Here is a 26,308-nt window from a genome sequence, read left to right as displayed (position 1 = left end):
GCGATTCAATCAGTGATTTCTGTAATCATGATGTTTTGATTTTCTCGACGGATAATTTTTGGCGCCAATTTTGCACAGGTTGCGCTTTTTATTTGTTGCCTTTTGGCTAGCATAAAGCCACAAAAACCACCGGTAATACCCAATAAGATTGCAAAAATTTCATGAGGCAGTATGGCGTTAATCACTAACCATTGGCCAAACCAAGAAGCAAGTAACAAGCCTAATACCGGCCATAAATAAACTTGCCAAGCCGATTGTAATAGAGCACTTTCATTCAAGCCTAACACGACATTATCGCCAAGTTCTAAGGCTAATGAAGATGTTAAGGTCAACGAAAGCTTTTTCTGTGGAAAAGCTTTCGCCACCTGACCACTACCACAATTGTCGACTTGCTGACAGCCACCACAAGCTGATTTTATCAAACTGGTCACGGTGACATTGTCATGGTCAATAGCGACGACTGTGGCTTGTTCTTCTATCATGGTGTGGACTGATTGTTTAAAACAACAGAATCAGCAATGGCCTTTGCCGTTTTTGCTGGAATTTTACCCACAACACTAACTTCAAAGCCGTTAACCACTTGATTCAATACCACGGTTGCACCGTCCATAACATAATCAGTCGCACGTTGGGTATCTTCACTGGGATTTACGTAAACAGAAACATCGACTAAACCATCATTAAAAAGCATAAATTCAACGGGTTTTTTAGTGGTAGAAATTCGATGGCGATTGGCATTTAAACGTTTAAAGCCCTCAGGTAACCATTTAACTTGCCATTGCAGTACTTGCTCTTGATATCCGGCTGGAATTTCAATAACTTTTGGCAAACTTGTTTGCTGTAATTGCAATAAACTCTCACTTAAAGCATTAGTGATATCTAAATGGGTAAACTGTATTTGTTCTAATAACTGCCCAGTACGATTTGCCAAGGCGAGTTTTAATAACATACCAGATTCTTGGTCTAACCATAGCCAGTGTCCGTAACGATAGACATCTTTAGAAACAATACGAATTAATTGCGCGGGTCGCCCTAGTACACGACTTCGGCCAACAGAGATAAAATCATAGGTTTGACCAAGCGCAGTGACACCTTCGCGCAAAACAGCAGGAATAGGACCGGTTATTTGATGAGACGTTACTGAGTATGGAGGTAATTCTGGCTCGATATAACTAACAATATTGTCCTTTCGTAAAACATCCCTGCGCGGGCCGTTTAACAAAGAGAGAATTTCTAACTCATTACCACTTTCATCTACACCATGAAACCAGTGATAAGGTTCTGCCTGATTGTTTTTAACAACAACAAAAGACGTACTAAAGTTAAGGGTTTGTAAAGAGGTTGCGAGGCGCTCAAGCCAAGGTTCAGCTTGTTCGCTTTCATTGGCCGCTATTGGGGTGCTAATGTCTTCTTCATTGGCCGCTGCAGGGGGGCTAATGTTTTCATTGGCTGCTACTGATGTGCTAATGGTAACCAATAGCAGCAGACTTGATATTAATTTCATTTAGCTGATTCTTCAGCCTTATCTTGTGGTGGTGTATGGTTTACATCAACTGAACTTAATTTAATTTGTTGTTGATGATCTGATAATAGTGCTTGGAAACGTCTTTGCTGTTCAACAAAAGCTTGTTTTTCACTGCTTCGGCTAGTTTGTTGAAAATTTAAGCTTACGGGTTCCGCAATACCACCAAATGGCATAGTTTTAACCACTTGACTAGCTGGCAATAAAGCATCGGTATCAGCACTATTTTGTTGTACGCCCATGACCATGAGACCGGCCGCAGATGCTGCAATGGCCATTTGACCAAACGGTTTAGCAAACTGCACCACTTTCGCTTTTAATTTTCCAACAAGGTTATTGCTAGTATGAGGCGCTAAAATCGTTGGCTCATCAGCAATCGCTGTCGCTATTTGTGATGACAGATCAAAATTAATAACATCAGAAGTTTCACCGCGCATTACATCACCCATTAAATGGTAACGTTGCCAGGTTGCTGACAAGTGTGAGTCATTGAGGATTTCATCAAATAGTTCATCGTTTTGTTGATCATTATCTACAATCGATGATACTGCCTCAAACTTATTTTCACTCATAAAGACACCTTAAAAAAATAACTCTTCATTAATTAGCTAACAAAAGACTAAACTTTTATCAGCTAATACTATATTTATTATGCTTGCGTGTACTGCTGTTGAGCTTGCTATTTTTGCATTTAATGTTGCTGCATTCTCTATTGCTGTAACACTATTGCTGCAACAATGGCCTGATTTTTTTATCGACTGCATCACGCGCTCTAAATATTCTTGAACGTACTGTGCCAACAGGACAATCCATAACCGTTGCAATTTCTTCATAACTTAAGCCTTCTAACTCTCTGAGGTTGATCGCAGTTCGCAAATCTTCCGGCAATTGTTCTATGGTCTTAAATATGACATTTTTAATTTCATTGGTCAGTAATAATTTTTCTGGTGAGGCATTCTCTCGTAACGCTTCACCCGAGTCATACATCTCTGCATCTTCAACTTCAATATCTGAGCCAGGGGGTTTACGCCCTCCAGCAACTAAGTGGTTTTTCGCACAATTAACAGCGATGCGATATAACCAAGTATAAAAAGCACTATCTCCTCGAAAATTAGGTAAAGCTCGATAAGCTTTAATAAATGCTTCTTGTACTATATCAGGCACATCACTATGATTTTTAACATAGCGTGAAACCAAGTTTGCTACTTTATGTTGATATTTAATTACTAGCAGGTTAAATGCGTTTTTATCACCACGTTGCACCCGCTCAACCAACTTTTGGTCAACGTTTTGTTCGCTCATTTGAGCTCCATCTCCTACTTGCCATTATTTAACTTATCTACATCTGGTTTACATCTGGCTCGCAGCAAACGCAACAACTCATGGCAAACGCAATAAGTGAGACTAGCCTTATGTTGAAAGGTTCGATAAATATTGAAAAAAATTAAATTTTGTTTATAAAAATAGTTTTATGCTGTTCTGTAACGGCAATAAAAGCTATATTGGGTCATAGTTTATTATACCTTAATTTTAAGAATATATGAATCAACAACACAACTGTGACGTTTTAATTATCGGCAGTGGCGCAGCAGGATTATCGCTTGCTCTGCATCTGGCCAAAAATGCCGACGTGCTTATTTTAAGCAAAGACCAAATTAACGAAGGCTCAACATTTTATGCGCAAGGAGGTATAGCAGCAGTCTTCGACGAAAATGACAGCATTGCCTCACATGTCGCTGATACCTTAATCGCTGGAGCGGGATTATGCGACGAAGCCATAGTGCAACATACGGCTGAAAATGCCAAAAACTGCTTAGAATGGTTGATTGATAAAGGCGTTGATTTTGATCAAGATGTACCTGCTGCTAATGGAGACGTTCGCTATCATTTAACGCGAGAAGGCGGACATAGTCACCGAAGAATTCTGCATTCAGCTGATGCTACCGGTCAAGCCATTCAAACAACCTTGGCATCACAGGTAAAAAATCACCCTCGCATTCGTATTTTTGAACGCTATAACGCTATTGATCTGGTGTATCAAAAAAATAAAGCCAATGCTGAACGTGAATGTATTGGCGCCTATGTATGGAATCGAAATGATGAACACGTTGAGCGCATTTTTGCCCATAAAACTATTTTAGCCACGGGTGGCGCGAGTAAAGTTTATCAATACACCTCAAATCCCGATGTTGCCAGTGGCGATGGTATTGCTATGGCATGGCGCGCCGGTTGCCGCGTTGCAAATATGGAGTTTAATCAGTTTCATCCTACTTGTTTATTCCATCCTGAGGCGGGTACATTTTTATTGACTGAAGCACTAAGAGGCGAAGGTGCACTACTACTTCGCCCTGATGGTAGCCGATTTATGCCTAGCTTTGATGAAAGAGCTGAATTAGCGCCGCGTGACATTGTAGCCCGCGCGATCGATTTTGAAATGAAACGACTTGGCGCCGATTGCATGTATTTAGATATTAGCCACAAATCAAGTGATTTTATTAAGCAGCATTTCCCAACCATTTACGAACGCACACTTGCCCTTGGCATCGACATCACAAAACAACCTATGCCAGTGGTACCTGCTGCTCATTACACCTGTGGTGGTGTCATGATTAATCAACAGGGCCAAACCGATATTGAAAATTTATATGCGATAGGTGAAGTCGCTTATACTGGACTACATGGCGCTAATCGCATGGCAAGTAACTCACTTCTAGAGTGCCTAATATTTGCGCGAGCTGCCGCTATTGATATTGAACAAAAAATAGACATATCGAAACCTTGCATAACACTTCCTGCCTGGGATGAAAGCCGAGTTACCGACTCCGATGAAGAAGTTGTTATTCAACATAACTGGCACGAACTGCGGTTATTTATGTGGGACTATGTCGGTATTGTACGCACAACAAAACGCTTAGAGCGAGCATTGCACCGAGTCGAACTTTTACAAAGTGAAATCGAAGAATACTACCGACATTTCAGAGTCAGTAATAACTTATTGGAGTTACGAAACTTAGTTCAAGTGGCCGAATTAATTATTAGATCAGCATTAGATCGTAAAGAAAGCCGAGGTTTGCATTATACCTTGGACTTCCCTGATTTGTTGACAGAAGCAAAAATTACTATACTTAAACCAGTGGAGTAATAAGTCATTTTTACCCGTAACTTTTCAGTCACCGTTTTTCATCCGTAACTTTTTACCCGCAAGATAGTGCGAGCCAAACGCGCCTGATCTTTGCTAGATAAGCTATCTTTGAAAATAAAGTGTTGAGCAGTTACGGCATCTCTGCTGCTAAAAACCAACCAATAACCCCATAAATTAATTTGTGAGTTAGCCGATATTTGCAAAGATTTTTGATGGTTAAATTGGCATTCACCCGTATCTGATAAAACAAAGTTCGCTTTAGTTTTATCTTTGCTTGAGGTAAATAACATCAGCCACTGACTTGCTAGCGGCGCAGGGGCTTGGCGATACAGAAAAATTATAAAGCCCAGTAAAGCAGCCATAAAAAATCCAAGCCAAAAGCTAATTCCGAAAAGAACGGTTAAGGTAAGATAAGTAAAACCGAAATAAAATAATAAGTTAAATATCGCCCTATGCTTAGAAGGCGATACCTTAATATTATAGTTTAACTCGCTGTAATATAATCTGCACCATGGCGTTAAGCTCTTTGTCTTCACAAGTTTCGTGCCCCATAAACCATGCAAATAGCTCAGGATCTTGGCACTCTAATAAACGCTCAAAAGTAGCTTTATGTTCACTAGATAATTCATCGTAAGCCTCTTCAACAAATGGCATAAAAAGTATATCTAACTCTAGCATACCGCGTCGACAAGCCCAGCGAAGTCGAGGTTTATTATCTTTTAATGTCATACATCACTCTAATTAGTAAAATCTCACCATATTCTAACAAATCCAAAGTTAAAATAGCCACGAATTGATCTTTAAATTAGTAAACTTTTAATAGTAAATTAGCAGAAAAATCGGCTATATGCTTGTAATCTGAATAAATGTCCTCACCTATGATGTTAATAGCCTTTTTTTAGCAATATCGCCGGATGATGAATATGATGAATAATAACTTACCTAGTTATAACGAATTACCAGAAGTATTTGCAATCAACCTTGATAGTATTAGCGCCATTACCTTAACGGGTCAAGAACAAATCAAATACCTACAAGGGCAAGTTACCTGTGACGTTGACACCTTGGCGCAGACAAAGCTACTTATTGGCGCGCACTGTAACGCCAAAGGTAAAGTATTTTCTGCTTTTCGTTTACTGGAGCGTGAAGAAAAATTTTTCCTACTCCAACCAACAAGTTCAATTGAGCAATCTTTAGCAGAACTAAAGAAATTTGCCGTCTTTGCTAAAGTTGAGATAAGCCAAGACACAGAACTGGCTTATTTAGCCATTGCAGGCGAGCAAGCATCAGCTAAAATGGCGACATTATTTCAACAAGTGCCTGACACACTTACACCCGTCATACACGAAAATAACACCACCTTGGTTTATCTTGCTGGCAACATTAGTCGCTATATCATTATTGATAAAGTTGATAAATTAGCTGATATTTCTGCCACCTTTGATTTTCCAGTCTATGACGGTGCGCTTTGGGACTTACTAGAGATTTCAGCTGGGTTTCCCATGCTTTCTCAACAGTACGTCGCAGAATATGTACCGCAAATGCTAAACCTGCAAGCAATCGATGGCATTAGCTTTACTAAAGGTTGTTATTTAGGCCAAGAAACTGTTGCTCGTATGCAATATTTAGGTAAAAACAAACGTGCGCTTTTTGCCTTAACAGGCAAAGATATGGAGGCTAACGTCGGTGATATCATCGAGAAAAAGCTTGGTGAAAATTGGCGTAAAGCCGGTGACGTATTAGCGGTTTATCAAGCCAGTAATATGCAGACCTACATACAAGGCGTTTTAGCTAACGATGTTGATAATAGCACAGCGCTAAGAATTAAAACCCAAGACTCAGCTCTAACAATAATACCCTTACCTTACAAATTAAGCACAACCACTGAATAGGACATAATATGAAAATTACCGACAACAAAGTTGTTGTACTGCATTACGCAGTATCTGATAACGAAGACACCTTAATTGATAGTTCTTATGATCACAGCCCACTAGCGGTAATTCAAGGTTCTAACTATCTGATCCCTGGCTTGGAAGCAGCCTTAGTTGATCATAAAGCCGGTGATAAATTTGAAGTAGAAGTCAGTGCGGACGATGCTTATGGACAACGTGAAGACGGCTTTGTACAAACCGTACCCAAAGAAATGTTTGCTGGCATTGAAGATTTAGACGTAGGTAGCCAGTTGCGCGCCACGACTGATGAAGGCGAACAAACCGTTATCGTCATTGACGCACAAGAAAACGAGATTACCGTTGATGGTAATCACCCGTTGGCCGGCATGGACTTAAAGTTTGATGTTGAAATTATAGAAGTACGTGATGCCACTGAAGAAGAGTTAACGCATGGCCATGTTCATGTTGAAGGTGAAGAAGGTTGTGGCCACGATCACTAACATTTATGAATCCAAGGCTAGATTAGCCTAAGCTGATATTAAAAAAGGCACTGATAAAGTGCCTTTTTTGATCGGCCTGGTATCTCGCGAGCACAAGTTATAACAATTTCATTAATTAGGTGGTCTACTTTATACGCAGGAAAAACGGCCAAATATAAGGCATTTATTTTAATAACTAGTTGTGCTGATTATTAAATAAATAACGCAGTAGTTGGTTGTTTTAACCAGTAAAAATGATCAGATAATTAGTGAGATTGGTATTATAGCAAAGGTATGACTTGTGCTTTAATTTCGCTGTAGCGCATGTACTGACAAACGCCAAAGTAACTTAATTGCCGAACTTTAGCACGGGTAAATAACGGCACACTCATGCCCGACAAAAATCGACAAATAGTGTCAGTAGACAAGATATGCGCTGATTCACCGACAGGAGACTTTAACGTTGAAAAATGCTGTTGCAACTGCTTAATACCGAGAGCAATTGTGTCAATACTCACCGTTTGATGATTGCTTGAATAAGGTAATATTGCCACCTGCCCACGACAAACAGAACAATGCCCGCAGTTTTTTGGTGCACGTTGATCATCAAAGTATTGCGAGAGCTGCTGAGTTAAACAATCTTCACTTTGAAAAAAGCCGACCAGCTTAGTGATACGCTCGATTTCGGCCTGCTCTTTGTCAGAAAAGTAATCAAAAAGCGTGTCGACCAAAGCATTATTTTCTAACGCCGCCATGTTGACACTAAAGACTTCTGTAGCCTTTTTCGTTTCCAACACAATATGCTGCTGCTCTGCTAAATACTCAAGCGCTGCGACAATACGTTTTCTCGGCGCTTGATAACGCGAATACATAAGATCAAAGTCGGGCTCACCCCAAATTTTCTTCATTTTTGCGCAATTAAAAACTTGTGCTAAAAATTCGTTACGCTCGGCATTAAATGCGCTGATGATTTGCGCTTTTGGCGTAACAAATTTAAATTTAAAATCAGCAAAGTAGCTAAATTTAGCGTCAATAACCCCAAGTAATTCTAATTGAACCAATAAGGTTTTTAATGGCAGCTGTTTAATATTACTGGCATTTGACAAGCTCAGCACTTGCAGTTCCCATTGGCCATCTTGCATTTCGTTACGTATGTTTCGCAACACATAGTCAATGCTTGAGCGCTCAGGCGTGTCAGCATAAACAAAGTTTTCTACGGTATGAATACCATCAAGATTAGCCAGAGTAAAACAGGCAGCATTAGCTTTGTCTCGACCTGCCCGGCCAATTTCTTGACTGTAGTTTTCAATGGATTTGGGTAAATCATAATGAATAACAAAACGAATATCGGCTTTATCTATCCCCATACCAAAGGCGATAGTTGCGACGATAATAGGGGTTTTTCCTTGCATAAAGTCTTGCTGAATTTGCTTGCGCACATCATCTTTAAAGCCGGCATGGTAAGCCTTTGCCGCTATACCTTGTTGTTGCAGAAAGTCAGCCACTTTTTCAGCACTATGTTGCAAAGTAACATAAATAATACCGCAGCCCTGGTGCTGGCCAATTAAATCAACCAGTGTTTGGTTTTTCTCTTTTTCTGCGACCGGCAAAACAGATAGATCTAAGTTGCTGCGATAAAAACCTGTTTGCACTATATGCTCATCAGTAATGGCAAATTTATCAGCCATATCCTGCTTAACTTGTTTAGTGGCTGTTGCCGTAAGTAAAAGCACTAAGGGAATATTGAGCTCTTGTCGATAACGTGGCAATTTTAAATAATCAGGTCGAAAATTATGACCCCATTCTGAAATACAATGTGCTTCGTCTACCACTAACATAGAAATCGAAATAGCTTCAATAAACTGACGAAAGCGCTCATTTTTAAAACGCTCAACTGATACCATCAAAATTTTTATTTTACCCGAGCGAACGTCACGGGTAATTTGCTGACTCTCTTCAAACGATAAGGTTGAATCTATACTGGCCGCGGCAATGCCTTTTGTATGCAAAAATGCCAGTTGGTCTTTCATTAAGGCCAATAAGGGCGATACCACCAAGGTTAAATGCGGTAAATTTATTGCCGCTAATTGATAGCATAAACTCTTACCGGCACCGGTAGGGAAAATGGCTAAGGAAGAGTCACCATTAAGTAACTGCGTTATCGTTTGCTCTTGCCCGGTTCTAAACTCATCAAACCCAAAGGTAGTTTTTAATGATTGCTGTAACATCAACATAATTGCCCTACTGCTTAAATATCTACTGTCTAGTCTATTATATTAAAGCAGCAACAACACTTATTTCGACCAAAAGCACATCTCTTGCCATGGCCGCTTGCACGCAAGCACGAGCAGGTGCAAAACCTACTGGCACCCAAGCATCCCATACTGTGTTCATAGCAGCAAAATCAGTCATGTTTTTTAGGTATATTGTTGCTGATAACATATGCTGTTTTGAACTACCTGCCTCAACCAATAAAGCCTCAACCTTATCTAACATAGTTTGTGTTTGCTCGGTAATACTTTGAGTGGCATCAGCGCAAACCTGACCACATAAATAAACGGTGCCATTGTGTTTCACTACGCGACTCATGCGCGCTTTAGTCTCTAGTCTTTCAATCGTCATTATTCTCGCCTTGATATAATTAAAATCGCTGCGCCTACATATCCATGTGATCGCAGCATACCCTAACAACTGGTACATAAAAAACCCCAAGATTTACACCTTAGGGTTTTATAATATTAATAAAAAATAACTCAGGTCATCAGCACAGGAAGAAGATTCAAATTTAAGGTAGTAGCACCGAGCCTAATTTACTCACTGAGTACTGCTAACGCAGAGTTGAATGTTCTCACGCGCTTAAGGCTCAGTTACTCCCATTCGATAGTCGCGGGTGGTTTACCTGATATATCGTAAACTACGCGAGAAATACCATCCACTTCGTTAATAATACGGTTAGACACTAGGCCTAAGAACTCGTAGGGTAAATGTGACCAACGTGCGGTCATAAAATCGATAGTTTCTACACAACGTAGGCTAACTACCCAATCATATTTACGTGCGTCGCCCATCACGCCAACTGAACGTACCGGTAAAAATACCGTAAAGGCTTGGCTGACTTTTTTATACAAGTCATGTTTGTGTAATTCTTCAATGAAAATGTGATCCGCACGACGTAATAAGTCAGCATATTCTTTTTTCACTTCACCTAAAATTCGCACACCTAAACCAGGTCCAGGAAATGGATGACGATAAAGCATGTCGTAAGGTAGCCCTAGCTCAAGGCCTATTTTACGCACTTCATCTTTGAATAATTCACGTAATGGCTCAACTAAGCCAAGTTTCATATGCTCAGGTAAGCCACCCACATTATGGTGTGACTTAATCACATGTGCTTTACCGGTTGCTGACGCAGCTGACTCAATAACATCAGGGTAGATAGTACCTTGGGCTAACCATTTAGCATTACTGAGTTTATTGGCTTCTTCATCAAAAATTTCAACAAAAACATTACCAATAATTTTACGTTTTTTCTCAGGATCACTCTCCTCAGCCAAACGGTCTAAGAAGCGGCTTTCGGCATTAACATGAATGATATTCAAACCAAAATGGTCGCCGAACATATCCATGACTTGTTGGCCTTCGTTTAAACGCAGTAAACCGTTATCAACAAAAACACAAGTTAGTTTATCACCGATCGCCTGATGTAACAGCATGGCAACAACTGATGAGTCAACACCACCCGATAAGCCCAGTACGACTTCATCATCACCGACTTGCGCTTTCATTTTGGCAATCGCGTCTTCAATAATTGACGCTGATGTCCAAAGCTTTTCACATTGACAAATATCAACAACGAAATGCTCAAGAATACGTAAACCTTGCTTGGTATGCGTCACTTCAGGGTGAAATTGCACCCCATAAAATTGTTTCTCTTCATTGACCATAGCGGCATATTTACAGCTAGGAGTTTGTGCAACCGTAATAAAGCCGGTAGGAATAGCTGATACTTTATCGCCATGGCTCATCCAGACATCTAACAAGGCATTACCGTTTTCACTGACATGGTCTTCAATGGCATTAAAGAGTGCAGATTTAGTAATAACTTCAACCGCAGCATAACCGAATTCTTTCTGCTCAGAGCTTTCAACGCTGCCGCCTAATTGCTCAGCCATGGTTTGCATACCATAGCAAATACCTAAAACAGGTACACCGGCATTAAACACATATTCTGGCGCACGTGGTGAATTATGCTCAGTAACCGACTCAGGTCCACCAGCTAAAATAATACCGGTTGGATTAAACGCTTTCAGTTGTTCTTCTGTAACATCCCAAGCCCATAATTCACAATAAACCCCAATTTCACGCACACGACGAGCGATGAGTTGGGTGTACTGTGAACCGAAGTCTAATATGAGTATGCGGTGATCATGAATGTCTTTACTCATGTTGTTTTCCTACTTTTATTTTTAAATATATAAAATGAACAGGCTGAGCGTTCGCTCTATATGAGTTACTGCTCAGCCTATTAGAATATTTTTGATGAGGTATTCGCCTGCATCAATTTTCTACTTTCTATCGTTATTCAATTGATAATATTGCCGTCCAGTTCAAGGTGCTAGCGCCGAGCCTAGTTTCCTAAGTGAGCACTTACAACGCTGAGGTTGGCCGGCAATAATTCAATAGCGCTTAACCCATACGGTAGTTGGGTGCTTCTTTAGTGATGGCTACATCATGCACATGCGACTCGCCCATACCAGCAGAAGTAATCTTCATAAATTCAGGCTTAGTGCGCATTATTTCAATTGTCGCTGAGCCAGTTAAGCCCATTGATGAACGTAAACCGCCCATTTGTTGGTGAATAATAGCGGCAACAGGACCTTTATAAGCAACACGGCCTTCAATTCCTTCCGGTACGAGTTTGTCGGCTTCACCGTCAGATTTTTGGAAATAACGGTCACTTGAGCCTTCTTTTTGGCTCATGGCGCCTAAAGAGCCCATGCCGCGATATGACTTGTAGTAACGTCCTTGATAAAGCTCTACTTCACCTGGCGCCTCTTCAGTGCCTGCCAACATGCTGCCGACCATCACACAATGCGCGCCGGCCACTAGTGCCTTAGCAATATCACCAGAAAAACGAATTCCCCCATCGGCGATAACGGGAATACCCGTACCTTTTAAGGCTTCAACCGCATTAGAAATAGCGGTCAATTGTGGTACACCAACACCGGTAACGATACGGGTAGTACAAATAGAACCTGGGCCTATGCCAACTTTTACCGCATCCACTCCAACATCAGCTAATGCTCTAGCGCCAGCGCCAGTAGCAACATTTCCGGCAATAATTTGTAAGTCAGGATATCTGCCACGTGTTTCAGCAACACGGTCAAGCACACCTTGTGAGTGACCATGAGAGGTATCAATCAATAATACATCGACTCCAGCAGCAACCAGCGCATCTATACGCTCGTCGGTACCCGCACCAACACCAACAGCAGCACCAACGCGTAAGCGGCCTAATTCATCTTTACAAGCGTTAGGTTTATTTTCAGCTTTTTGGTAATCTTTAACTGTGATCAACCCTTTTAGTGTGAAAGCGTCATCAACCATAAGGATTTTTTCAATGCGATGTTCGTGCATTAAACTTAAAATTACTTCACGTGACGCACCTTCTTTCACGGTCACTAATTTGTCTTTTTTAGTCATCAATGCTGAAACCGGTTTTGTTAAGTCTGTTTCAAAACGTAAGTCGCGGCCGGTAATAATACCAATCAACTTATTTTTTTCATCAACAACAGGAAAACCAGAAAAACCCAGTTCATCAGCTAGGCGCATAGTGTCTTCGATACTTGCACTTGGATTGACTGTGACGGGATCTGAAACAATACCACTTTCATATTTCTTAACTTGAGAAACATTTTTGGCCTGTTCAGCTATGGTCATATTTTTATGGATAAACCCGATGCCACCTTCTTGTGCTAAGGTAATGGCTAAACGCGCTTCGGTCACTGTGTCCATCGACGCAGAAATCATAGGTACATTTAAATTTATCTTTCGAGTTAATTTAGTTTTTAAATCGGCAGTATGGGGCAGTACCGTAGAATGGGCAGGTACCAGTAAAACATCGTCAAAGGTTAACGCTTCTTGAGCAATTCTTAGCATCGCAACATCTCTCTAAAGTGAGTGGTTAGGGAGGAAATATTGCGGCAGAATTTTAACCGTTTTCCCTACTAAGGTAAACTTAAAGTTGCAATTAATCGAAAATAAACTGCCGATGCTCGTCTAAACAAATATATAATACTTGGCAATTACCCAATTATTACCTTTTAACAACAGAAAAAGTAAAGTATTTATGGCTCAACAGCACATTCTACAAGTAAGTGAACTCACCAAAAAAGTACGTTTTATCTTAGAAAGTGAGTTAAATACCGTCTGGTTATGTGGCGAAATATCCAATTTTATTGCTGCAAGCTCTGGCCATTGGTATTTATCATTAAAAGATCAAAAATCACAAGTTCGCTGTGCCATGTTCAAAGGCAATAATCGTCGGGTGAGAATACAGCCACAAAATGGTCAACAAGTATTAGTACGCGCTAAAGTTTCCTTGTACGAACCGCGAGGCGATTTCCAGTTGATTATTGAACAAATGGAGTCAGCGGGTGACGGACTGTTAAGACAGCAATATCAATTATTAAAAGACAAACTCCACGCTGAAGGTTTATTCGAACTGCACCACAAAAAAGCTATACCTAAGTCAATTCAAACGGTGGGCATTGTCACCTCTCCTACAGGTGCTGCGGTCAAAGATATCATCACAGTATTAAAGCGAAGAAATCCATTAATAAAGGTCATTATTTACCCGGTGTTAGTACAAGGTGAACAGGCTAAATATGAGATTGCCCAAGCGATTAACTTGGCCAACGAACGTAATGAAGTTGACGTTTTATTAATTGGTCGTGGTGGTGGTTCGCTAGAAGATTTATGGGCCTTTAATGAAGAAATAGTCGCTCGCGCTATTTTCCAGTCAAGCTTGCCAACCATTAGTGCTGTTGGACATGAGATTGATACCAGCTTAGCTGACTATGTTGCCGACTTAAGAGCACCAACACCGTCTGCAGCAGCGGAAATAGTGTCTGCTGATGTTGACGAGCGTATTAATAAAGTCGCTGAATTACTCAGTCGTGCGCACCTAGCACTTAAGCAACAGCTCAAGCGCTCAAGTCATTCGCTAACCAGTTTAAACCATAGGTTAGCCCAAGTGCATCCCGAGCAACAATTACAAAATAAACAGCAAAAGTCAGATGAACTGAGTATGCGCTTGCAAGGGCTAATTACCCGAGCAATAAACCAACTTAAGCATAAGCCTCAATACCTTGAACAACGACTACTCAATGCCTCACCATTAACCCACATAAAACAAAACCTGGAACAGGCGACTGACCTCAACACAAAACTTATTGGTGCACAGCAGCGCTTATTAATAGCTAAGCGAGCAAGTTTTGCCCATCAATGCGAACAACTTCATATGGTAAGTCCATTAGCAACAATTGCTCGTGGTTACAGTATAACTCGTGATGAACAGGGACAAATGATTAAGAGTACCAAAGATATAAATATCGCTGATACCATTAAAGTAGAAATTTCAGATGGTGTAATAGACGCTAAGGTTATAGCGGTGCAAGTCAATTAATACAGTAAATTAATGCGGTAAAATAACCGCCTGTTGTAGCAGTTTGTTCACTGCGACTTTACTTGAATCATCAAATTTAACCCCAAGCATAACACCATCGACTTGGGTTTTGGTGTTACAAATCTCAGCATTTAGTTTCAAGTTTTTTAAGTCTTGAAAAGCTTCAATAATGATTTCCACGGGTTTATCCTCAGTTAAGATAAGTTTCTCGCCATTAGTGATCATAATCTGACAGCCAGAAACTGAAATATCAGATATTACTGAGGCCCAATACTCACCTTTCACCTTAACTTTTGCTTTAATATAGGTCTCAATGCGCATCGAAGAGCGTAGGTTTTGTAAGCGGACTTCACGTGGAAAATCAAGCACAATAATACGTGATGGAATTTGAATTGTTTGCCTAATATTAGAAATAAAGGCCACTACAGCGCCTTCATGACCTTCAATTAACCCACGCACTGTTACGCCTATACCTTGGGTTACATATTGTGCAAAACTGCCTAACTTTGAACTGTCAGGAAATTGTACTAAAACGTATTTTTTTGGCATGTAGCCGATAAAAACTGAACGAAACTTACCACGTTGACCGGAAGGAGTTGTCATATCTAAGGTGACAATCGCGCCTGGATTTAACAGCGCTAAATTGCGACTTAATCGCCCTACCACTGGCACGTTTATAGGATTATCAGGCATAGAATTCCAATAACATTTAATTTAAATGAAACAAAAAAATAATAAAAAAAGTTAGTCGATAACATCACAGTAGCGAAATATCATCATGAAAATCAATATTTTTTTCACTATTCTAACCAAATTTTATCATAAAAAAGCTGATATTATCATCAGCTTTTTTATTAAAATAGCGACTTAGTCTTTCTTATAACCTTGTGTTAGACGTGCCATTTTCTTTTGTTCGGTGTAGTTGAGCTTCTTCTTACCAGCAAACGGGTTAGCGGTTTCTCTAAACTCAATTCTTATTGGCGTACCCATAATTTTTAATGATTTACGGTAGTAATTCATTAAATAACGCTTGTAAGAAAGTGGTAGATTTTTCGCTAAATTGCCATGGATAACAATAATAGGTGGATTATAACCACCGGCATGAGCATATTTTAGTTTAATGCGACGACCTTGATGCATAGGTGGCTGATGATCAAACACCGCCATATCTAAAATTTTGGTTACCATAGAAGTAGAAATACGCTTAGTCGCTGAAACAAAAGCTTCTTCTACCGACTCGTATAAATGACCCACACCTGTGCCGTGCAACGCCGATATAAAATGAATACGAGCGAAATCGATAAAACCTAGACGACGATCTAATTCAGATTTAATACGATCTTTAACATGATCATCTAAACCATCCCATTTATTTACCGCTAAGACTAAAGAGCGACCCGCTTCTAGAATAAAGCCAAGTAAGCTTAAATCTTGATCGCTAATGCCCTCTTGTGCATCAATGATCAATAAACATACGTTAGCATCTTCTATTGCACGTAAGGTTTTAATCACAGAAAACTTCTCTACGATATCAGTAACATTTTTACGGCGACGAATACCTGCCGTATCTATTAAGGTATAAGGACGGCCATTATGTTCCATTGGAATATAAACGCTATCACGTGTGGTACCAGGCATATCAAATACCACCACCCTGTCTTCACCTAAAATTCGGTTCGTTAACGTCGATTTACCTACGTTAGGCTTACCAATAATCGCTAACTTGATGGTGTCATTTTCTTCTGGTGCTTCGTCAATATTTTTTTTATCTAGCGCTTCATGATCTATGTTTTCATCAAAGTCACCGTCAAATTCATCATTTTCTAGTACTTTGGGTTTACCAAGTTCGGCAATATGAGGCGTTAACGCCAAGGTTAATAATTGCGTCACACCACGGCCATGTGCGGCGGCTATTTGATGTACTACATCACCCAAGCCAAGAGAATAAAAGTCGGCCACAGCAGAGTCGGCATCTATACCATCAATTTTGTTGGCAACTAAAAATACTTTTTTATCTTGCTTACGTAAATGGCTAGCAATGCCTTGATCGGCAGAGGTTAAACCCTCTCTTGCATCAACCATAAATAGCACGGCATCTGCTTCGTCAATGGCAATCAAGGACTGCTCAGCCATTAGGGCATCAATACCTTTTTCATTACCTTCAATACCACCGGTATCAATAACAATAAAAGGGTGCTCTTCAACTTCCGCTTTTCCGTATTGACGATCACGGGTTAACCCCGGATAGTCGGCAACTAAAGCGTCTCGACTGCGCGTTAATCTATTAAATAATGTTGATTTACCGACATTAGGTCGGCCAACAAGTGCTACTACAGGAAGCATGTTCACCTCAAATCTCTCTTTTAACTCGATATAACTCAATCATTATATCAGTTTTATTAATAAACAACGGCTCCAGTGCTGTTTGCATTGGAGCCGTTTATAATTTTAGTCTATCTATTCAACCAGCTAATAATAATTAGCTGGTTAATCAAATAACTTATTTTGCAATAGTAATAGCTTCTAAGTCACCGTTACGTGCTTGACTATACAAAACATTATTCTCAACCGTTGGTGTGGCATGAATACCACTGCTATCAACATGGTGACGAGCAACAATTTCACCCGTTGCTTGATCTAACCAATGTAGATAGCCTTCAAAATCGCCAACCACAACATAGCCATCAATAGGAGCTGGTCCGGTTAAACCACGGTTAGTCAGTGATAATTGGCTCCAAAGCTCTAAACCATTATTACGATCAATGGCATATACGTGGCCTTTCACATCAGTTAAAAACAAGCTATTACCACTAATCGCTAATTCACGGTAAGACGAGTATTGGCGCTGCCACAACACACGGCCCGAACGTAGTTCAACCGCACTTAAATTACCACGCGAAGATACAGTATAAATATTGTCACCGAAGATCAATGGTGTTGAGTCAACATCAATAACGCGTTCTAGTTCTGTTGAACCTGCCGCTTCACCAATATCTACAGTCCAGCCTTGACGACCTTGCTCTAGTAAATAAACTGATAAAGAACCGTCAGCTGAGCCAACAATAACACCACCACCCGCAATGACCGGCGCACTAATACCACGCAAAGTAAGCGGCGGAACGTCTTGTTCAATTTGCCAGTCGTCTTGGCCATTTGAAGCATTAAATGCCTTCATAACGCCAGATGCAGTATTCACCACCAGTTTTCCAGAATCGAGTGCAGGTGCAGCAATGACTTCACCTTTAACTTTTCCTTGCCATGATAACGCGCCACTTTCTGCCTCAAGGGCAATGACATCACCATTCTCGCTACCGAAAAATACTTTATTGATGCCAACGACAGCGCCACCACTGATTAAGGCGAGTTCTTTCTCATCAAAAAAACCGCGTTTATTATCTATGTCACTTAGATCAGCATGCCAAACTTGTTCACCGCTATTCTCATCAAATGCGTAGGCATCTCCGTCACGACTAGCACTAAATACTTTGCCGTAGGCAACCACTGGCTGTATGCGAGAAAAGTAATCTCCGACGCCGTCACCAACAGTGGCATCCCATTTTACAACAGGTTCAAATAATGCTTTTATTTCGGTTAATGGCGCGACTTTTAGTTCATCATCTTCATCATCGGTTGATGAACATGCAGAAATCCCTACCGCTAGCAAACAAATAGCAAGGAGGCTTTTGTTAAAGCGTTTACTTATAAACATGCTTATATCACTCTCTATTTGCTTAAGTTAATGACTTGCGCTAAATCATCTAATTTCATTTGCAATGCTGGGTTAGTGCCTTCAGTAGCAAAATCAATTGCTGCTTGGTAAGCATTACGAGCTAGCGATTGTTTACCTTGTTGAAAGTAAATATCACCTTTAATTTCTTCAACGCTAGCGTCAAATGAAGCGGGTAATTTTGCTGTTAATGTCACTAGCGCTTGTTCATATTTCTCTAATTGTAATTGCACTCGCGCTAAGCGCTCGGTAGCAATCGCTTTAATACCCTCGTCCACTGATTTTTCAATTGCCGTGTTTAAATATGTTTCAGCTTTTACCCAATCTTGCTTTTCAGCAGCTTCTTTAGCTAAAGCAATAGCCGTTAACATGGTATAACCAGAGGCACTATTTTCAGCAATAAAAGCGTTGCCTGCAGCTTCAAAAGCCGTGCTATCTTCAGCCCCCTCTTCAATCATCGTTTGATAAGCTTCTGAGGTATTTAGCTCTCGTTGCAATTTATGATCATTATAATAGTTAAGACCAATAAATCCTGCAAAACCAATGGCTAAACCAGCAATAATCGCACTACCATTATTACTCCAAAACCTTTTGATTGATTCGACTTGTTGTTCTTCTGTTTGATTTATATCCAAAACTGACCCTTAAAGTAAATTTGTTAAAAGACTTGGCACTTGCTCAAGTGGCAAACTTTGTTGTTCTTGTTGTCCGCGCAAATATTTTACAGTTACCGTCTGTTGAGCTATTTCATCTTCACCAAGAATCAATGCTATTTGGGCACCTGATTTATCTGCACGCTTCATTTGTTTTTTCATATTGCCACCACCACAGTGACATTGTAAGCGAATATCCGGCACTTGATCACGCCATTGCTCCGCTAAGCCGTTAGCGGTTATTGCAACGTCATCGCCTAACATAATAACGTAAGCATCGACTTGCGCTCTAATGTTATTGGCTTTTTCTAAGCTAGTCATCATTAACACTAAACGTTCAATGCCTAAAGCGAAACCAAACCCTGGTGTCGATTTACCACCCAGTTGCTCTACTAAACCATCATAGCGACCACCAGCACAAATAGTGCCTTGAGCACCTAAGCTCGAGGTAACCCATTCAAAAACGGTACGGTTATAATAATCTAAACCACGTACTAAACGCTCATTAATCACATACTTGATACCCGCAGCATCTAAGCGCTGACAAACCGATGCAAAGTGTGTGCTTGACTCTTCAGCAAAATAATCCGCTAGTTTAGGTGCGCCGACCAATGCAGCTTGTACCTCTGGATTTTTACTGTCCAGTACCCGCAATGGATTGGTGTGCATGCGTCGCTTACTATCTTCATCTAAAAGATGTTCTTGTTCAGTTAAAAACACCACTAACGCGTCACGATAATTGCCGCGCTCTTCGTTCGAACCCAGTGAGTTTAGCTCTAGTGTGACAAATTCGTTGATGCCAAGTTCCCGCCAAAGTCGAGCCGTTAACATAATAATTTCAGCGTCAATATCAGGTGTTGCTATACCAAAGGCTTCTAAGCCAAATTGATGAAATTGACGATAACGACCTTTTTGTGGACGTTCATGACGAAACATGGGTCCCATATACCACAAGCGCTGCTCTTGGTTATACAGTAATCCGTGTTGATTACCAGCACGAACACAACTTGCTGTGCCTTCTGGGCGTAATGTTAAGCTGTCGCCATTACGATCCTCAAAGGTATACATTTCCTTTTCAACAATATCGGTTACTTCACCAATAGAGCGCTTAAATAGCGCCGTTGACTCGACAATCGGCATACGTATTTCAGCAAAACCATAATTACTGGCAACGCGGCGCAGTACTGTTTCTACCATTTGCCAAATACCTGTTTGTGCAGGCAAACAGTCGTTCATACCTCTAATTGCTTGAAGTGCTTTACTCACGTATTATTTTCTCGCTAGTGTTTATCTGTTTAATTATTCGTTTGCTTATACAAAGAATATTTTTTATCGCGGGCATTATAGGCAGTTTACTATCAAACGTAAATAACAGCGCAATTGTGGCAGTAATTCGCCATTATTAATCGATTTCTTGTATGGCTATTTTATAACTCGCATCAAGCATTTTAGCCTTCGCGCGGATTCGTTGCTCTAGTTGGTCAACAAGATTGTTATTATCAAAGCGCTCTTTTTGACGAATACCATCAAGATAGTAACCACTTTTTTTACTGCTGCCCGTTAAGCCTAAATCCGAAATTAAAGCTTCACCGGGTCCGTTAACAATACAGCCGATAATTGAAACATCCATTGGCGTGGTTATATCTTCAACACGTTGCTCTAAAGCATTTACCGTTGAGATAACATCGAACTCTTGGCGCGAACAACTTGGACAAGCAATGAAGTTGATGCCGCGACTACGAAGCTTCAATGATTTTAAAATATCAAAGCCAACTTTAATTTCTTCGATAGGATCAGCCGCTAATGAAACCCTTAACGTATCGCCAATACCTTCAGCAAGCAATAATCCGAGTCCTACTGATGATTTAACAGAGCCTGAGCGTAAACCGCCAGCTTCGGTAATGCCTAAATGCAAAGGGTTATCAATTTGCTTCGCTAACAAGCGATAAGCCCCCACGGCAAGGAAGACATCAGAGGCTTTGACACTGACTTTAAATTGATTGAAATTTAAGCGATCAAGAATATCAACATGTCGCATGGCTGATTCTAGCAAAGCTTCAGCCGTTGGTTCTCTATACTTTTCTTGAATATCTTTCTCTAACGAACCACCATTGACGCCAATTCTAATGGGAATATTATTATCCCGAGCACACTCAACTACAGAGCGCACCCGGTCTTCTCGACCGATATTACCTGGGTTAATGCGCAGGCAATCAACGCCGTATTCCGCTACTTTTAACGCAATACGATAATCAAAATGAATATCAGCCACTAATGGAATATTAGTTTGTAGCTTGATTTCACGAAATGCTTCCGCCGCGTCCATCGTTGGCACACTCACGCGAACAATGTCGGCTCCAACACCCTCAAGGGCATTAATTTGTGCAACTGTTGCCGCGACATCAGTGGTCAGAGTATTGGTCATTGACTGCACTGTAATCGGGGCATCACCGCCAACAGGGACATTGCCAACCATGATCTGGCGGGACTTTCGACGAATAATAGGAGATTCTTTAAACATAATAAAACTTCAATAGTGTTGCGTTAATTAAAAAAAACTTACCGTATTAAGGCGCTAGCGGTAATGAAAATTTGGCAATATTACCGGCATTAAATACAGCCATATCAACCGGAACGTCATTGTAATCTATTTGCACCAATTCAGGCTTACCTAAGGTGATAGAAAAAGGTGCTTGACCAGAAATTCGCATGATATAACCTGATTTTTTCACGCCCCAAGCAATTCGCTCTCCAGTAGCATCAAATATATTAACCCAACAGTCACCCGCGAAAGTGAAAACAACATTGTCGATTGTGGCAGATAATGCATTTTCACCAACCGCTTTGTTATTATTTAAATCGACTTGAGCGCCGGTTAAATCAGCCGTTGGTAGCACCTGTTCAACATCAAGCGGCGTGGCTATATCGAGTTGTTCTGCATCGCTATTTACATTTGCCTCAGTTTTAACCTCTTTAATTACACTAACGACTGACTCGTCATTTGGCATACTACTTGAGTCTTTTGCGTTGTATTCATTGGCTAGATTGGCTTGCTTAGTCGCCGTATTATCTACCGCTAAGGTCTCAACAGTATTTATCGCTATCGGTTCAGCTTGTTCGGAAGGCGTTTGAAACCACCAAACTACAGTTGCTGTCACTAATATGGCTAAAATAAGATAAGTGATCCACATCAACATATTGTGTTCTGCTTGTTTCTCTGTGCCTTTAGAAAAACTTTGCATGTCTGCACAGTGATTTTGCGTTATCGCTAATTTTTCATAGCTTTTTAAAACGTCTTCCTGAGCAATATTAACCAACTTGGCATAATTTTTAAGATAACCACGATTAAAAGCCTCAGGTAAGCTACAGTCAAATTTATCTACTTCAATATTTTCTACTAAGTGAATTCTAAAATTGAGTTTATTAGCCACTTGCTGTTGGCTTAACCCTCGCATTTCTCGTGCTGATCTGAGCATAGCGCCAGGACCCACTACATCGATATCATCAGTGGTTTCTGACAGTTTATCACTTTCATTTTTCAATACTTCAAGCTCTTGATTCATCAAGTATTTCTCTTAGCGTTTAATCGCTGATTTTGGATCTGAGAGATAGAGAACATCACCAATTTTTATAAGATAGGGGCGGCGTAACTTATTCCAACGCGCTAAACTTTCAATCACAATATTGTAGTGTTTAGAAATTGCAAACAAACTATCACTTTGTATGACAACATGAATCGGTAAAGACACCATAAGTGTACTGTTATTTTCTTGTTTAACTTGTGCTTCGCCAGCCATTATTTCATTACTTTGTTTTTGACTTGTCTGTTTTTTTGACGGCGCTTTTTTCATCCTAACTGGCTCAATATTTTTGACCAACGTATTACCGTCAAGGTTTTTGTCGGCTGATTTTGCTTCTAACTCAGCTGTTTGCTCTACCGTTGCCATAACTGAATTGGCCATAATAGGCTTTAAACCATCACGACTTAAGCTAGAGTTTGCAACGCTTGCTCTCGTTTTTGGCGACAATATCACCACACGTTTTTTACTGTTACCACCCGAGACAAAAAATAGGTAGTCTTCAGCTAGTTTGTCTGCATCAATCTGATAAAGTTCATTTAAAATATATTGTTTGGCTTCAAAAGAACGGGGAAACATTTTAACCAGCATATTGCCATAATTTCTAGCAATAACTTTATTACCTTGCTTGGCAAATATTTTATAGGCTAAAGCTAATCCCTCAGCATTAAAACGACGCGTTGATTTTTCATAGCGGTAAAGGTAAGTTTGCGCTAACTTATAATCACTTTTAGCATATTGCAAGCGCATCATTTGCAGCAGAGAACTCGCTCTATTAGGGCTGTGAGCAATCGCTTTTTCAAGGTATGTTTCGGCTTTATGGAACTGCTTTGCTTTGAGTTGGCATAAGGCTAAATTTTCGTAGCTTTGCGCTACTAAAATATAGCTAGGAATGGCTATCGCTTTTAGCATCATTTTTTCAGCGGCAGCGTACTTTTCGTGTCGACATAAAAAAACGCCATAATTATTAAGCGTATCCGCATCTTGACTATCAATGCTTAGCGCATGTTCATAAGCTTGGGTCGCTAATTCAGCCTCATCTACCGTGTCATAATAATGGGCAAAAGCTGTGTATACTTGCACTAAATTAGGTGAAAAACGTTTGGCTTTTTCTAGGTTAAGCTTAGCTTGTTGAGTATTGCCCATTTTTAAATAACCTAACCCGAGTGATATACGGGTCATGGCTATTTCATTATTACTGGCTTCATTTTCAATTATCGGCGTATCTTTATCATTGCCATAATTTTGCGTCACACAAGCCGTTAATGTACTTGTCGTTAGTAACGCAATAAACAATGGTAATAATTTTTTCATCATAAAGGCACAGTCACTTAGTAAATATCAATTCAAGAGTAATTAGACCATCTTTACTGAAATTGACTCAGCTTTCACCTCTTTTTTTCCTGTCCGCTTGGTTCTATCTAACACTTCACCCGCTAATTGACCACATGCTGCATCAATATCGTCCCCACGAGTTCGACGCGTGATCACGGTTAAGCCATAGCTTTGCAGTACTTTATCGAAGCGATCAATACGAGAATTACTCGAGCGTTTGTAGGGTGAACCTGGGTAAGGATTAAATGGAATAAGATTGATTTTACTGGGTAAATCTTTCAAAGCAAGCGCTAATTCATGTGCTTGTTCGGTGCTATCGTTAACATGATCAAGCATTACGTATTCTATTGTCGCCTGCTTATTGGCTTTTGAACCGTCGATATAACGACCCGCTGCTGCTAAAAATTCCTCTAATGGATACTTTTTGTTAATCGGGACTAGTACGTCACGTAAGGCATTATTACCCGCATGAATAGATATCGCCAATGCGCAATCTACTTTCTCTTTTAACATATCTAAGGCTGGTACCACGCCTGAAGTGCTCACAGTGACACGACGTTTCGATAAGCCATAGCCTAAATCATTTAACATGGTGTCTAATGCCGGGATCAGGTTTTTCATGTTAAGCAATGGTTCACCCATACCCATCATAACAATGTTGGTAATCGGACGTGTACCCGCAATACGCGTCGCGCCAATATCATTTGCTACTCGCCAAACTTGACCGATAATTTCAGCCATAGTGAGATTACGGTTGAAACCTTGCTGCGCGGTGGCGCAAAAGGTACATTCCAATGCACAACCCACTTGTGATGAAACACAAAGTGTTGCACGGCCGTTTTCAGGGATCCAAACGGTTTCAATTTCTTGACCGCCTTCAAGGCTTAACGCGTACTTAATTGTGCCGTCGTCTGACACCAGTTTTTCAGAGATTTCGGGCGCTTTAATTTCAGTATCACGTTGTAATTTTTCACGTAATTTTTTATTTATATTGGTCATCAACTCAAAATCATCATAACCAAAATGGTAGATCCATTTCATAATTTGGTCAGCACGAAATGGCTTCTCGCCGATTGAAGAAAAATATTCTCGCATCCCTTGATGGTCAAGGTTTAGTAAGTTGATTTTTTTCTTCACTGGGGTTACTACTTCGGTTACATCACTCATGATAAAAACTTCTCAATACTACAAAAATTACAGAATAAATTGTACGCTTTTTGGACAAAACAAACAATTTAGTGGATCGATATTAGATATTTATTCGCACTATATCAATAAAAGTCAATGTTCTCAGTAGTATGCTTACTGACAAAAACACTCAGTTTTATATGGTCTTAAAACAGATAAAAGGACTTTACCGATTAATCAGTAAAATCCTTCAAATTAATTTTTAAACTACATTAAGCTAATGACTAAAGCACTAGCTTATTATGTAATATTTTAAATTAACGCGTACGTGGGCAAATTTCTTCATCAGCGAAGAAGTAAGCAATTTCACGAGCAGCAGATTCTAATGCATCGCTACCGTGAGCTGCATTTTCATCGATTGAATCAGCAAGATCAGCACGAATAGTACCAGCAAGCGCTTCAGCTGGGTTAGTAGCACCCATGATTTCACGGTTTTTAAGTACAGCGTTTTCGCCTTCTAAAACTTGTACCATTACTGGGCCAGAAGTCATGAATTCAACTAAAGCACCAAAGAAAGGACGTTCGCTGTGCTCAGCGTAAAAACCTTCTGCTTTTTCTTTTGATAAGTGAATCATTTTAGCAGCAACAATTTTTAAACCAGCTGTTTCAAAACGGTTGTAGATTTGACCAATAAAGTTTTTAGCAACTGCGTCAGGTTTTACGATAGAAAAAGTACGTTCGATAGCCATGATAGCCCTCTCAATAAATTAGAATTAAAATACGGTATAAATTTTGGCGCGATTATAGACGAATTAAAAGCAAATGCCTAGGGTTATCACTTTTAGCTGACGTAAACTAAGCTAAGTTTTTTTATTATAAGCCGGTATAAATCAGTGAAATGACATACGCTTGGACGCATAACTTGCAAGAGAGCGCTTTTGCCAAGAAGTTAAACCACGGCAAGGCTGCTTATTCGCCTTAAGGTAGATTTTTATCGGCAGGCGACTACTTAGCTTACCGCTAAAATTAATAATACCAATTTCATTAATTAGGTGGTCTACTTTATACGCAGGAAAAATGGCCAAATATAAGGCATTTATTTAATAACTAGTTGTTCTAATTATTAAATAAATAACGCAGTAGTTGGTTATTTTAACCAGTA

General features: G+C 40.1%; 24 protein-coding genes. 4 read left to right on the top strand and 20 right to left on the bottom strand.

All coding sequences use genetic code 11. From position 1 onward, the window contains the following. Window positions 1-5: 5 nt before the first annotated feature. The 4 genes from H4J59_RS08725 to rpoE all read right to left on the bottom strand — a co-directional run bounded on the left by H4J59_RS08725 (window position 6) and on the right by rpoE (window position 2,824). Window positions 6-482 (bottom strand): SoxR reducing system RseC family protein, encoded by a 477-nt coding sequence (locus H4J59_RS08725; RefSeq protein WP_182238596.1) that lies wholly within the window; start codon window positions 480-482, stop codon window positions 6-8. Continuing rightward, complete coding sequence (locus tag H4J59_RS08720; RefSeq protein WP_182238594.1) at window positions 479-1,504, bottom strand: MucB/RseB C-terminal domain-containing protein; 1,026 nt, start codon at window positions 1,502-1,504, stop codon at window positions 479-481. Before H4J59_RS08720 ends, H4J59_RS08725 begins: the two co-directional genes overlap by 4 nt. Beyond that, a complete protein-coding gene (locus tag H4J59_RS08715; RefSeq protein WP_182238593.1) occupies window positions 1,501-2,094 on the bottom strand; it encodes a sigma-E factor negative regulatory protein in 594 nt (197 codons plus the stop codon). Before H4J59_RS08715 ends, H4J59_RS08720 begins: the two co-directional genes overlap by 4 nt. A gap of 151 nt (window positions 2,095-2,245) precedes the next feature. Continuing rightward, window positions 2,246-2,824, bottom strand: coding sequence for an RNA polymerase sigma factor RpoE (gene rpoE / locus H4J59_RS08710; protein WP_182189908.1), 579 nt, complete (start codon window positions 2,822-2,824; stop codon window positions 2,246-2,248). 238 nt (window positions 2,825-3,062) lie between these two features. Between rpoE and nadB the strand changes: the two genes are divergently transcribed. Then, window positions 3,063-4,664, top strand: coding sequence for an L-aspartate oxidase (gene nadB / locus H4J59_RS08705; RefSeq protein WP_182238591.1), 1,602 nt, complete (start codon window positions 3,063-3,065; stop codon window positions 4,662-4,664). Window positions 4,665-4,702: 38 nt separating this feature from the next. Here nadB and H4J59_RS08700 read toward each other — a convergent pair whose 3' ends face one another. Continuing rightward, entirely contained in the window at window positions 4,703-5,200 is a 498-nt protein-coding gene (locus H4J59_RS08700; RefSeq protein ID WP_310733178.1) for a protein YgfX, read from the bottom strand. Further along, window positions 5,142-5,393 carry a succinate dehydrogenase assembly factor 2 gene (locus tag H4J59_RS08695; RefSeq protein WP_182189911.1) on the bottom strand — a complete coding sequence of 84 codons (252 nt, stop codon included), beginning with the start codon at window positions 5,391-5,393 and terminating at the stop codon, window positions 5,142-5,144. Before H4J59_RS08695 ends, H4J59_RS08700 begins: the two co-directional genes overlap by 59 nt. A gap of 194 nt (window positions 5,394-5,587) precedes the next feature. Here H4J59_RS08695 and ygfZ point away from each other — a divergent pair, with 194 nt between their 5' ends. Together ygfZ and H4J59_RS08685 are read left to right on the top strand one after the other, a co-directional pair. Further along, the gene (gene ygfZ / locus H4J59_RS08690; RefSeq protein WP_259369454.1) at window positions 5,588-6,556 is read left to right on the top strand and encodes a tRNA-modifying protein YgfZ; all 969 of its coding nucleotides are present in this window, start codon (window positions 5,588-5,590) and stop codon (window positions 6,554-6,556) included. Between the two features lie 8 nt (window positions 6,557-6,564). Next, complete coding sequence (locus H4J59_RS08685) at window positions 6,565-7,059, top strand: peptidylprolyl isomerase (protein ID WP_182238585.1); 495 nt, start codon at window positions 6,565-6,567, stop codon at window positions 7,057-7,059. A gap of 260 nt (window positions 7,060-7,319) precedes the next feature. Here the strand turns inward: H4J59_RS08685 and H4J59_RS08680 are convergent, their stop codons facing one another. The 4 genes from H4J59_RS08680 to guaB all read right to left on the bottom strand — a co-directional run bounded on the left by H4J59_RS08680 (window position 7,320) and on the right by guaB (window position 13,197). Further along, entirely contained in the window at window positions 7,320-9,266 is a 1,947-nt protein-coding gene (locus H4J59_RS08680) for an ATP-dependent DNA helicase RecQ (RefSeq protein ID WP_259369453.1), read from the bottom strand. A 43-nt stretch (window positions 9,267-9,309) separates the two neighbouring features. Continuing rightward, the gene (locus H4J59_RS08675; RefSeq protein ID WP_182238581.1) at window positions 9,310-9,660 is read right to left on the bottom strand and encodes a RidA family protein; all 351 of its coding nucleotides are present in this window, start codon (window positions 9,658-9,660) and stop codon (window positions 9,310-9,312) included. Between the two features lie 245 nt (window positions 9,661-9,905). Continuing rightward, window positions 9,906-11,483, bottom strand: a complete 1,578-nt coding sequence (guaA, locus tag H4J59_RS08670; protein WP_182238580.1) for a glutamine-hydrolyzing GMP synthase — start codon at window positions 11,481-11,483, stop codon at window positions 9,906-9,908. 241 nt (window positions 11,484-11,724) lie between these two features. After that, window positions 11,725-13,197: an IMP dehydrogenase gene (gene guaB / locus H4J59_RS08665; RefSeq protein WP_182134897.1), complete on the bottom strand. Its 1,473-nt coding sequence runs from the start codon at window positions 13,195-13,197 to the stop codon at window positions 11,725-11,727. Between the two features lie 190 nt (window positions 13,198-13,387). Between guaB and xseA the strand changes: the two genes are divergently transcribed. Further along, window positions 13,388-14,725, top strand: coding sequence for an exodeoxyribonuclease VII large subunit (gene xseA, locus H4J59_RS08660; protein ID WP_182238578.1), 1,338 nt, complete (start codon window positions 13,388-13,390; stop codon window positions 14,723-14,725). A gap of 9 nt (window positions 14,726-14,734) precedes the next feature. Here xseA and H4J59_RS08655 read toward each other — a convergent pair whose 3' ends face one another. The 10 genes from H4J59_RS08655 to ndk all read right to left on the bottom strand — a co-directional run bounded on the left by H4J59_RS08655 (window position 14,735) and on the right by ndk (window position 25,895). Next, complete coding sequence (locus tag H4J59_RS08655) at window positions 14,735-15,418, bottom strand: PilZ domain-containing protein (protein ID WP_182238576.1); 684 nt, start codon at window positions 15,416-15,418, stop codon at window positions 14,735-14,737. A gap of 174 nt (window positions 15,419-15,592) precedes the next feature. Beyond that, on the bottom strand, window positions 15,593-17,068 hold the full coding sequence (gene der, locus H4J59_RS08650) for a ribosome biogenesis GTPase Der (RefSeq protein WP_182238574.1): 1,476 nt from the start codon (window positions 17,066-17,068) through the stop codon (window positions 15,593-15,595). A gap of 157 nt (window positions 17,069-17,225) precedes the next feature. Next, the gene (gene bamB / locus H4J59_RS08645) at window positions 17,226-18,434 is read right to left on the bottom strand and encodes an outer membrane protein assembly factor BamB (RefSeq protein WP_182238572.1); all 1,209 of its coding nucleotides are present in this window, start codon (window positions 18,432-18,434) and stop codon (window positions 17,226-17,228) included. 14 nt (window positions 18,435-18,448) lie between these two features. Next, window positions 18,449-19,087 (bottom strand): tetratricopeptide repeat protein, encoded by a 639-nt coding sequence (locus tag H4J59_RS08640; RefSeq protein WP_182238570.1) that lies wholly within the window; start codon window positions 19,085-19,087, stop codon window positions 18,449-18,451. Window positions 19,088-19,096: 9 nt separating this feature from the next. Continuing rightward, window positions 19,097-20,371: a histidine--tRNA ligase gene (gene hisS / locus H4J59_RS08635; RefSeq protein ID WP_182238568.1), complete on the bottom strand. Its 1,275-nt coding sequence runs from the start codon at window positions 20,369-20,371 to the stop codon at window positions 19,097-19,099. Between the two features lie 136 nt (window positions 20,372-20,507). Beyond that, the gene (ispG, locus tag H4J59_RS08630; RefSeq protein ID WP_182238566.1) at window positions 20,508-21,626 is read right to left on the bottom strand and encodes a flavodoxin-dependent (E)-4-hydroxy-3-methylbut-2-enyl-diphosphate synthase; all 1,119 of its coding nucleotides are present in this window, start codon (window positions 21,624-21,626) and stop codon (window positions 20,508-20,510) included. A 46-nt stretch (window positions 21,627-21,672) separates the two neighbouring features. Continuing rightward, complete coding sequence (locus tag H4J59_RS08625; protein WP_182238564.1) at window positions 21,673-22,668, bottom strand: RodZ domain-containing protein; 996 nt, start codon at window positions 22,666-22,668, stop codon at window positions 21,673-21,675. A 12-nt stretch (window positions 22,669-22,680) separates the two neighbouring features. Next, on the bottom strand, window positions 22,681-24,000 hold the full coding sequence (pilW, locus tag H4J59_RS08620; protein WP_182238562.1) for a type IV pilus biogenesis/stability protein PilW: 1,320 nt from the start codon (window positions 23,998-24,000) through the stop codon (window positions 22,681-22,683). A gap of 39 nt (window positions 24,001-24,039) precedes the next feature. Continuing rightward, entirely contained in the window at window positions 24,040-25,185 is a 1,146-nt protein-coding gene (locus H4J59_RS08615; protein ID WP_182238560.1) for a bifunctional tRNA (adenosine(37)-C2)-methyltransferase TrmG/ribosomal RNA large subunit methyltransferase RlmN, read from the bottom strand. 278 nt (window positions 25,186-25,463) lie between these two features. Continuing rightward, entirely contained in the window at window positions 25,464-25,895 is a 432-nt protein-coding gene (ndk, locus tag H4J59_RS08610) for a nucleoside-diphosphate kinase (RefSeq protein WP_182134874.1), read from the bottom strand. Window positions 25,896-26,308 lie beyond the last annotated feature (413 nt).

The organism is Colwellia sp. MB02u-10 (assembly GCF_014077185.1).
GTDB lineage: Bacteria > Pseudomonadota > Gammaproteobacteria > Enterobacterales > Alteromonadaceae > Cognaticolwellia.
Note: the sequence above shows the minus strand (reverse complement) of the source record. Positions and strands in the feature narration are given on the sequence as shown.

Bases quoted from the DNA above. Each gene is read 5' to 3' on its own strand.
- H4J59_RS08725 (WP_182238596.1), bottom strand. From the start codon at position 482: ATGATAGAAGAACAAGCCACAGTCGTCGCTATTGACCATGACAATGTC.
- H4J59_RS08720 (WP_182238594.1), bottom strand. From the start codon at position 1,504: ATGAAATTAATATCAAGTCTGCTGCTATTGGTTACCATTAGCACATCA.
- H4J59_RS08715 (WP_182238593.1), bottom strand. From the start codon at position 2,094: ATGAGTGAAAATAAGTTTGAGGCAGTATCATCGATTGTAGATAATGAT.
- rpoE (WP_182189908.1), bottom strand. From the start codon at position 2,824: ATGAGCGAACAAAACGTTGACCAAAAGTTGGTTGAGCGGGTGCAACGT.
- nadB (WP_182238591.1), top strand. From the start codon at position 3,063: ATGAATCAACAACACAACTGTGACGTTTTAATTATCGGCAGTGGCGCA.
- H4J59_RS08695 (WP_182189911.1), bottom strand. From the start codon at position 5,393: ATGACATTAAAAGATAATAAACCTCGACTTCGCTGGGCTTGTCGACGC.
- ygfZ (WP_259369454.1), top strand. From the start codon at position 5,588: ATGATGAATAATAACTTACCTAGTTATAACGAATTACCAGAAGTATTT.
- H4J59_RS08685 (WP_182238585.1), top strand. From the start codon at position 6,565: ATGAAAATTACCGACAACAAAGTTGTTGTACTGCATTACGCAGTATCT.
- H4J59_RS08680 (WP_259369453.1), bottom strand. From the start codon at position 9,266: ATGTTACAGCAATCATTAAAAACTACCTTTGGGTTTGATGAGTTTAGA.
- H4J59_RS08675 (WP_182238581.1), bottom strand. From the start codon at position 9,660: ATGACGATTGAAAGACTAGAGACTAAAGCGCGCATGAGTCGCGTAGTG.
- guaA (WP_182238580.1), bottom strand. From the start codon at position 11,483: ATGAGTAAAGACATTCATGATCACCGCATACTCATATTAGACTTCGGT.
- guaB (WP_182134897.1), bottom strand. From the start codon at position 13,197: ATGCTAAGAATTGCTCAAGAAGCGTTAACCTTTGACGATGTTTTACTG.
- xseA (WP_182238578.1), top strand. From the start codon at position 13,388: ATGGCTCAACAGCACATTCTACAAGTAAGTGAACTCACCAAAAAAGTA.
- H4J59_RS08655 (WP_182238576.1), bottom strand. From the start codon at position 15,418: ATGCCTGATAATCCTATAAACGTGCCAGTGGTAGGGCGATTAAGTCGC.
- der (WP_182238574.1), bottom strand. From the start codon at position 17,068: ATGCTTCCTGTAGTAGCACTTGTTGGCCGACCTAATGTCGGTAAATCA.
- bamB (WP_182238572.1), bottom strand. From the start codon at position 18,434: ATGTTTATAAGTAAACGCTTTAACAAAAGCCTCCTTGCTATTTGTTTG.
- ispG (WP_182238566.1), bottom strand. From the start codon at position 21,626: ATGTTTAAAGAATCTCCTATTATTCGTCGAAAGTCCCGCCAGATCATG.
- H4J59_RS08625 (WP_182238564.1), bottom strand. From the start codon at position 22,668: ATGAATCAAGAGCTTGAAGTATTGAAAAATGAAAGTGATAAACTGTCA.
- pilW (WP_182238562.1), bottom strand. From the start codon at position 24,000: ATGATGAAAAAATTATTACCATTGTTTATTGCGTTACTAACGACAAGT.
- H4J59_RS08615 (WP_182238560.1), bottom strand. From the start codon at position 25,185: ATGAGTGATGTAACCGAAGTAGTAACCCCAGTGAAGAAAAAAATCAAC.
- ndk (WP_182134874.1), bottom strand. From the start codon at position 25,895: ATGGCTATCGAACGTACTTTTTCTATCGTAAAACCTGACGCAGTTGCT.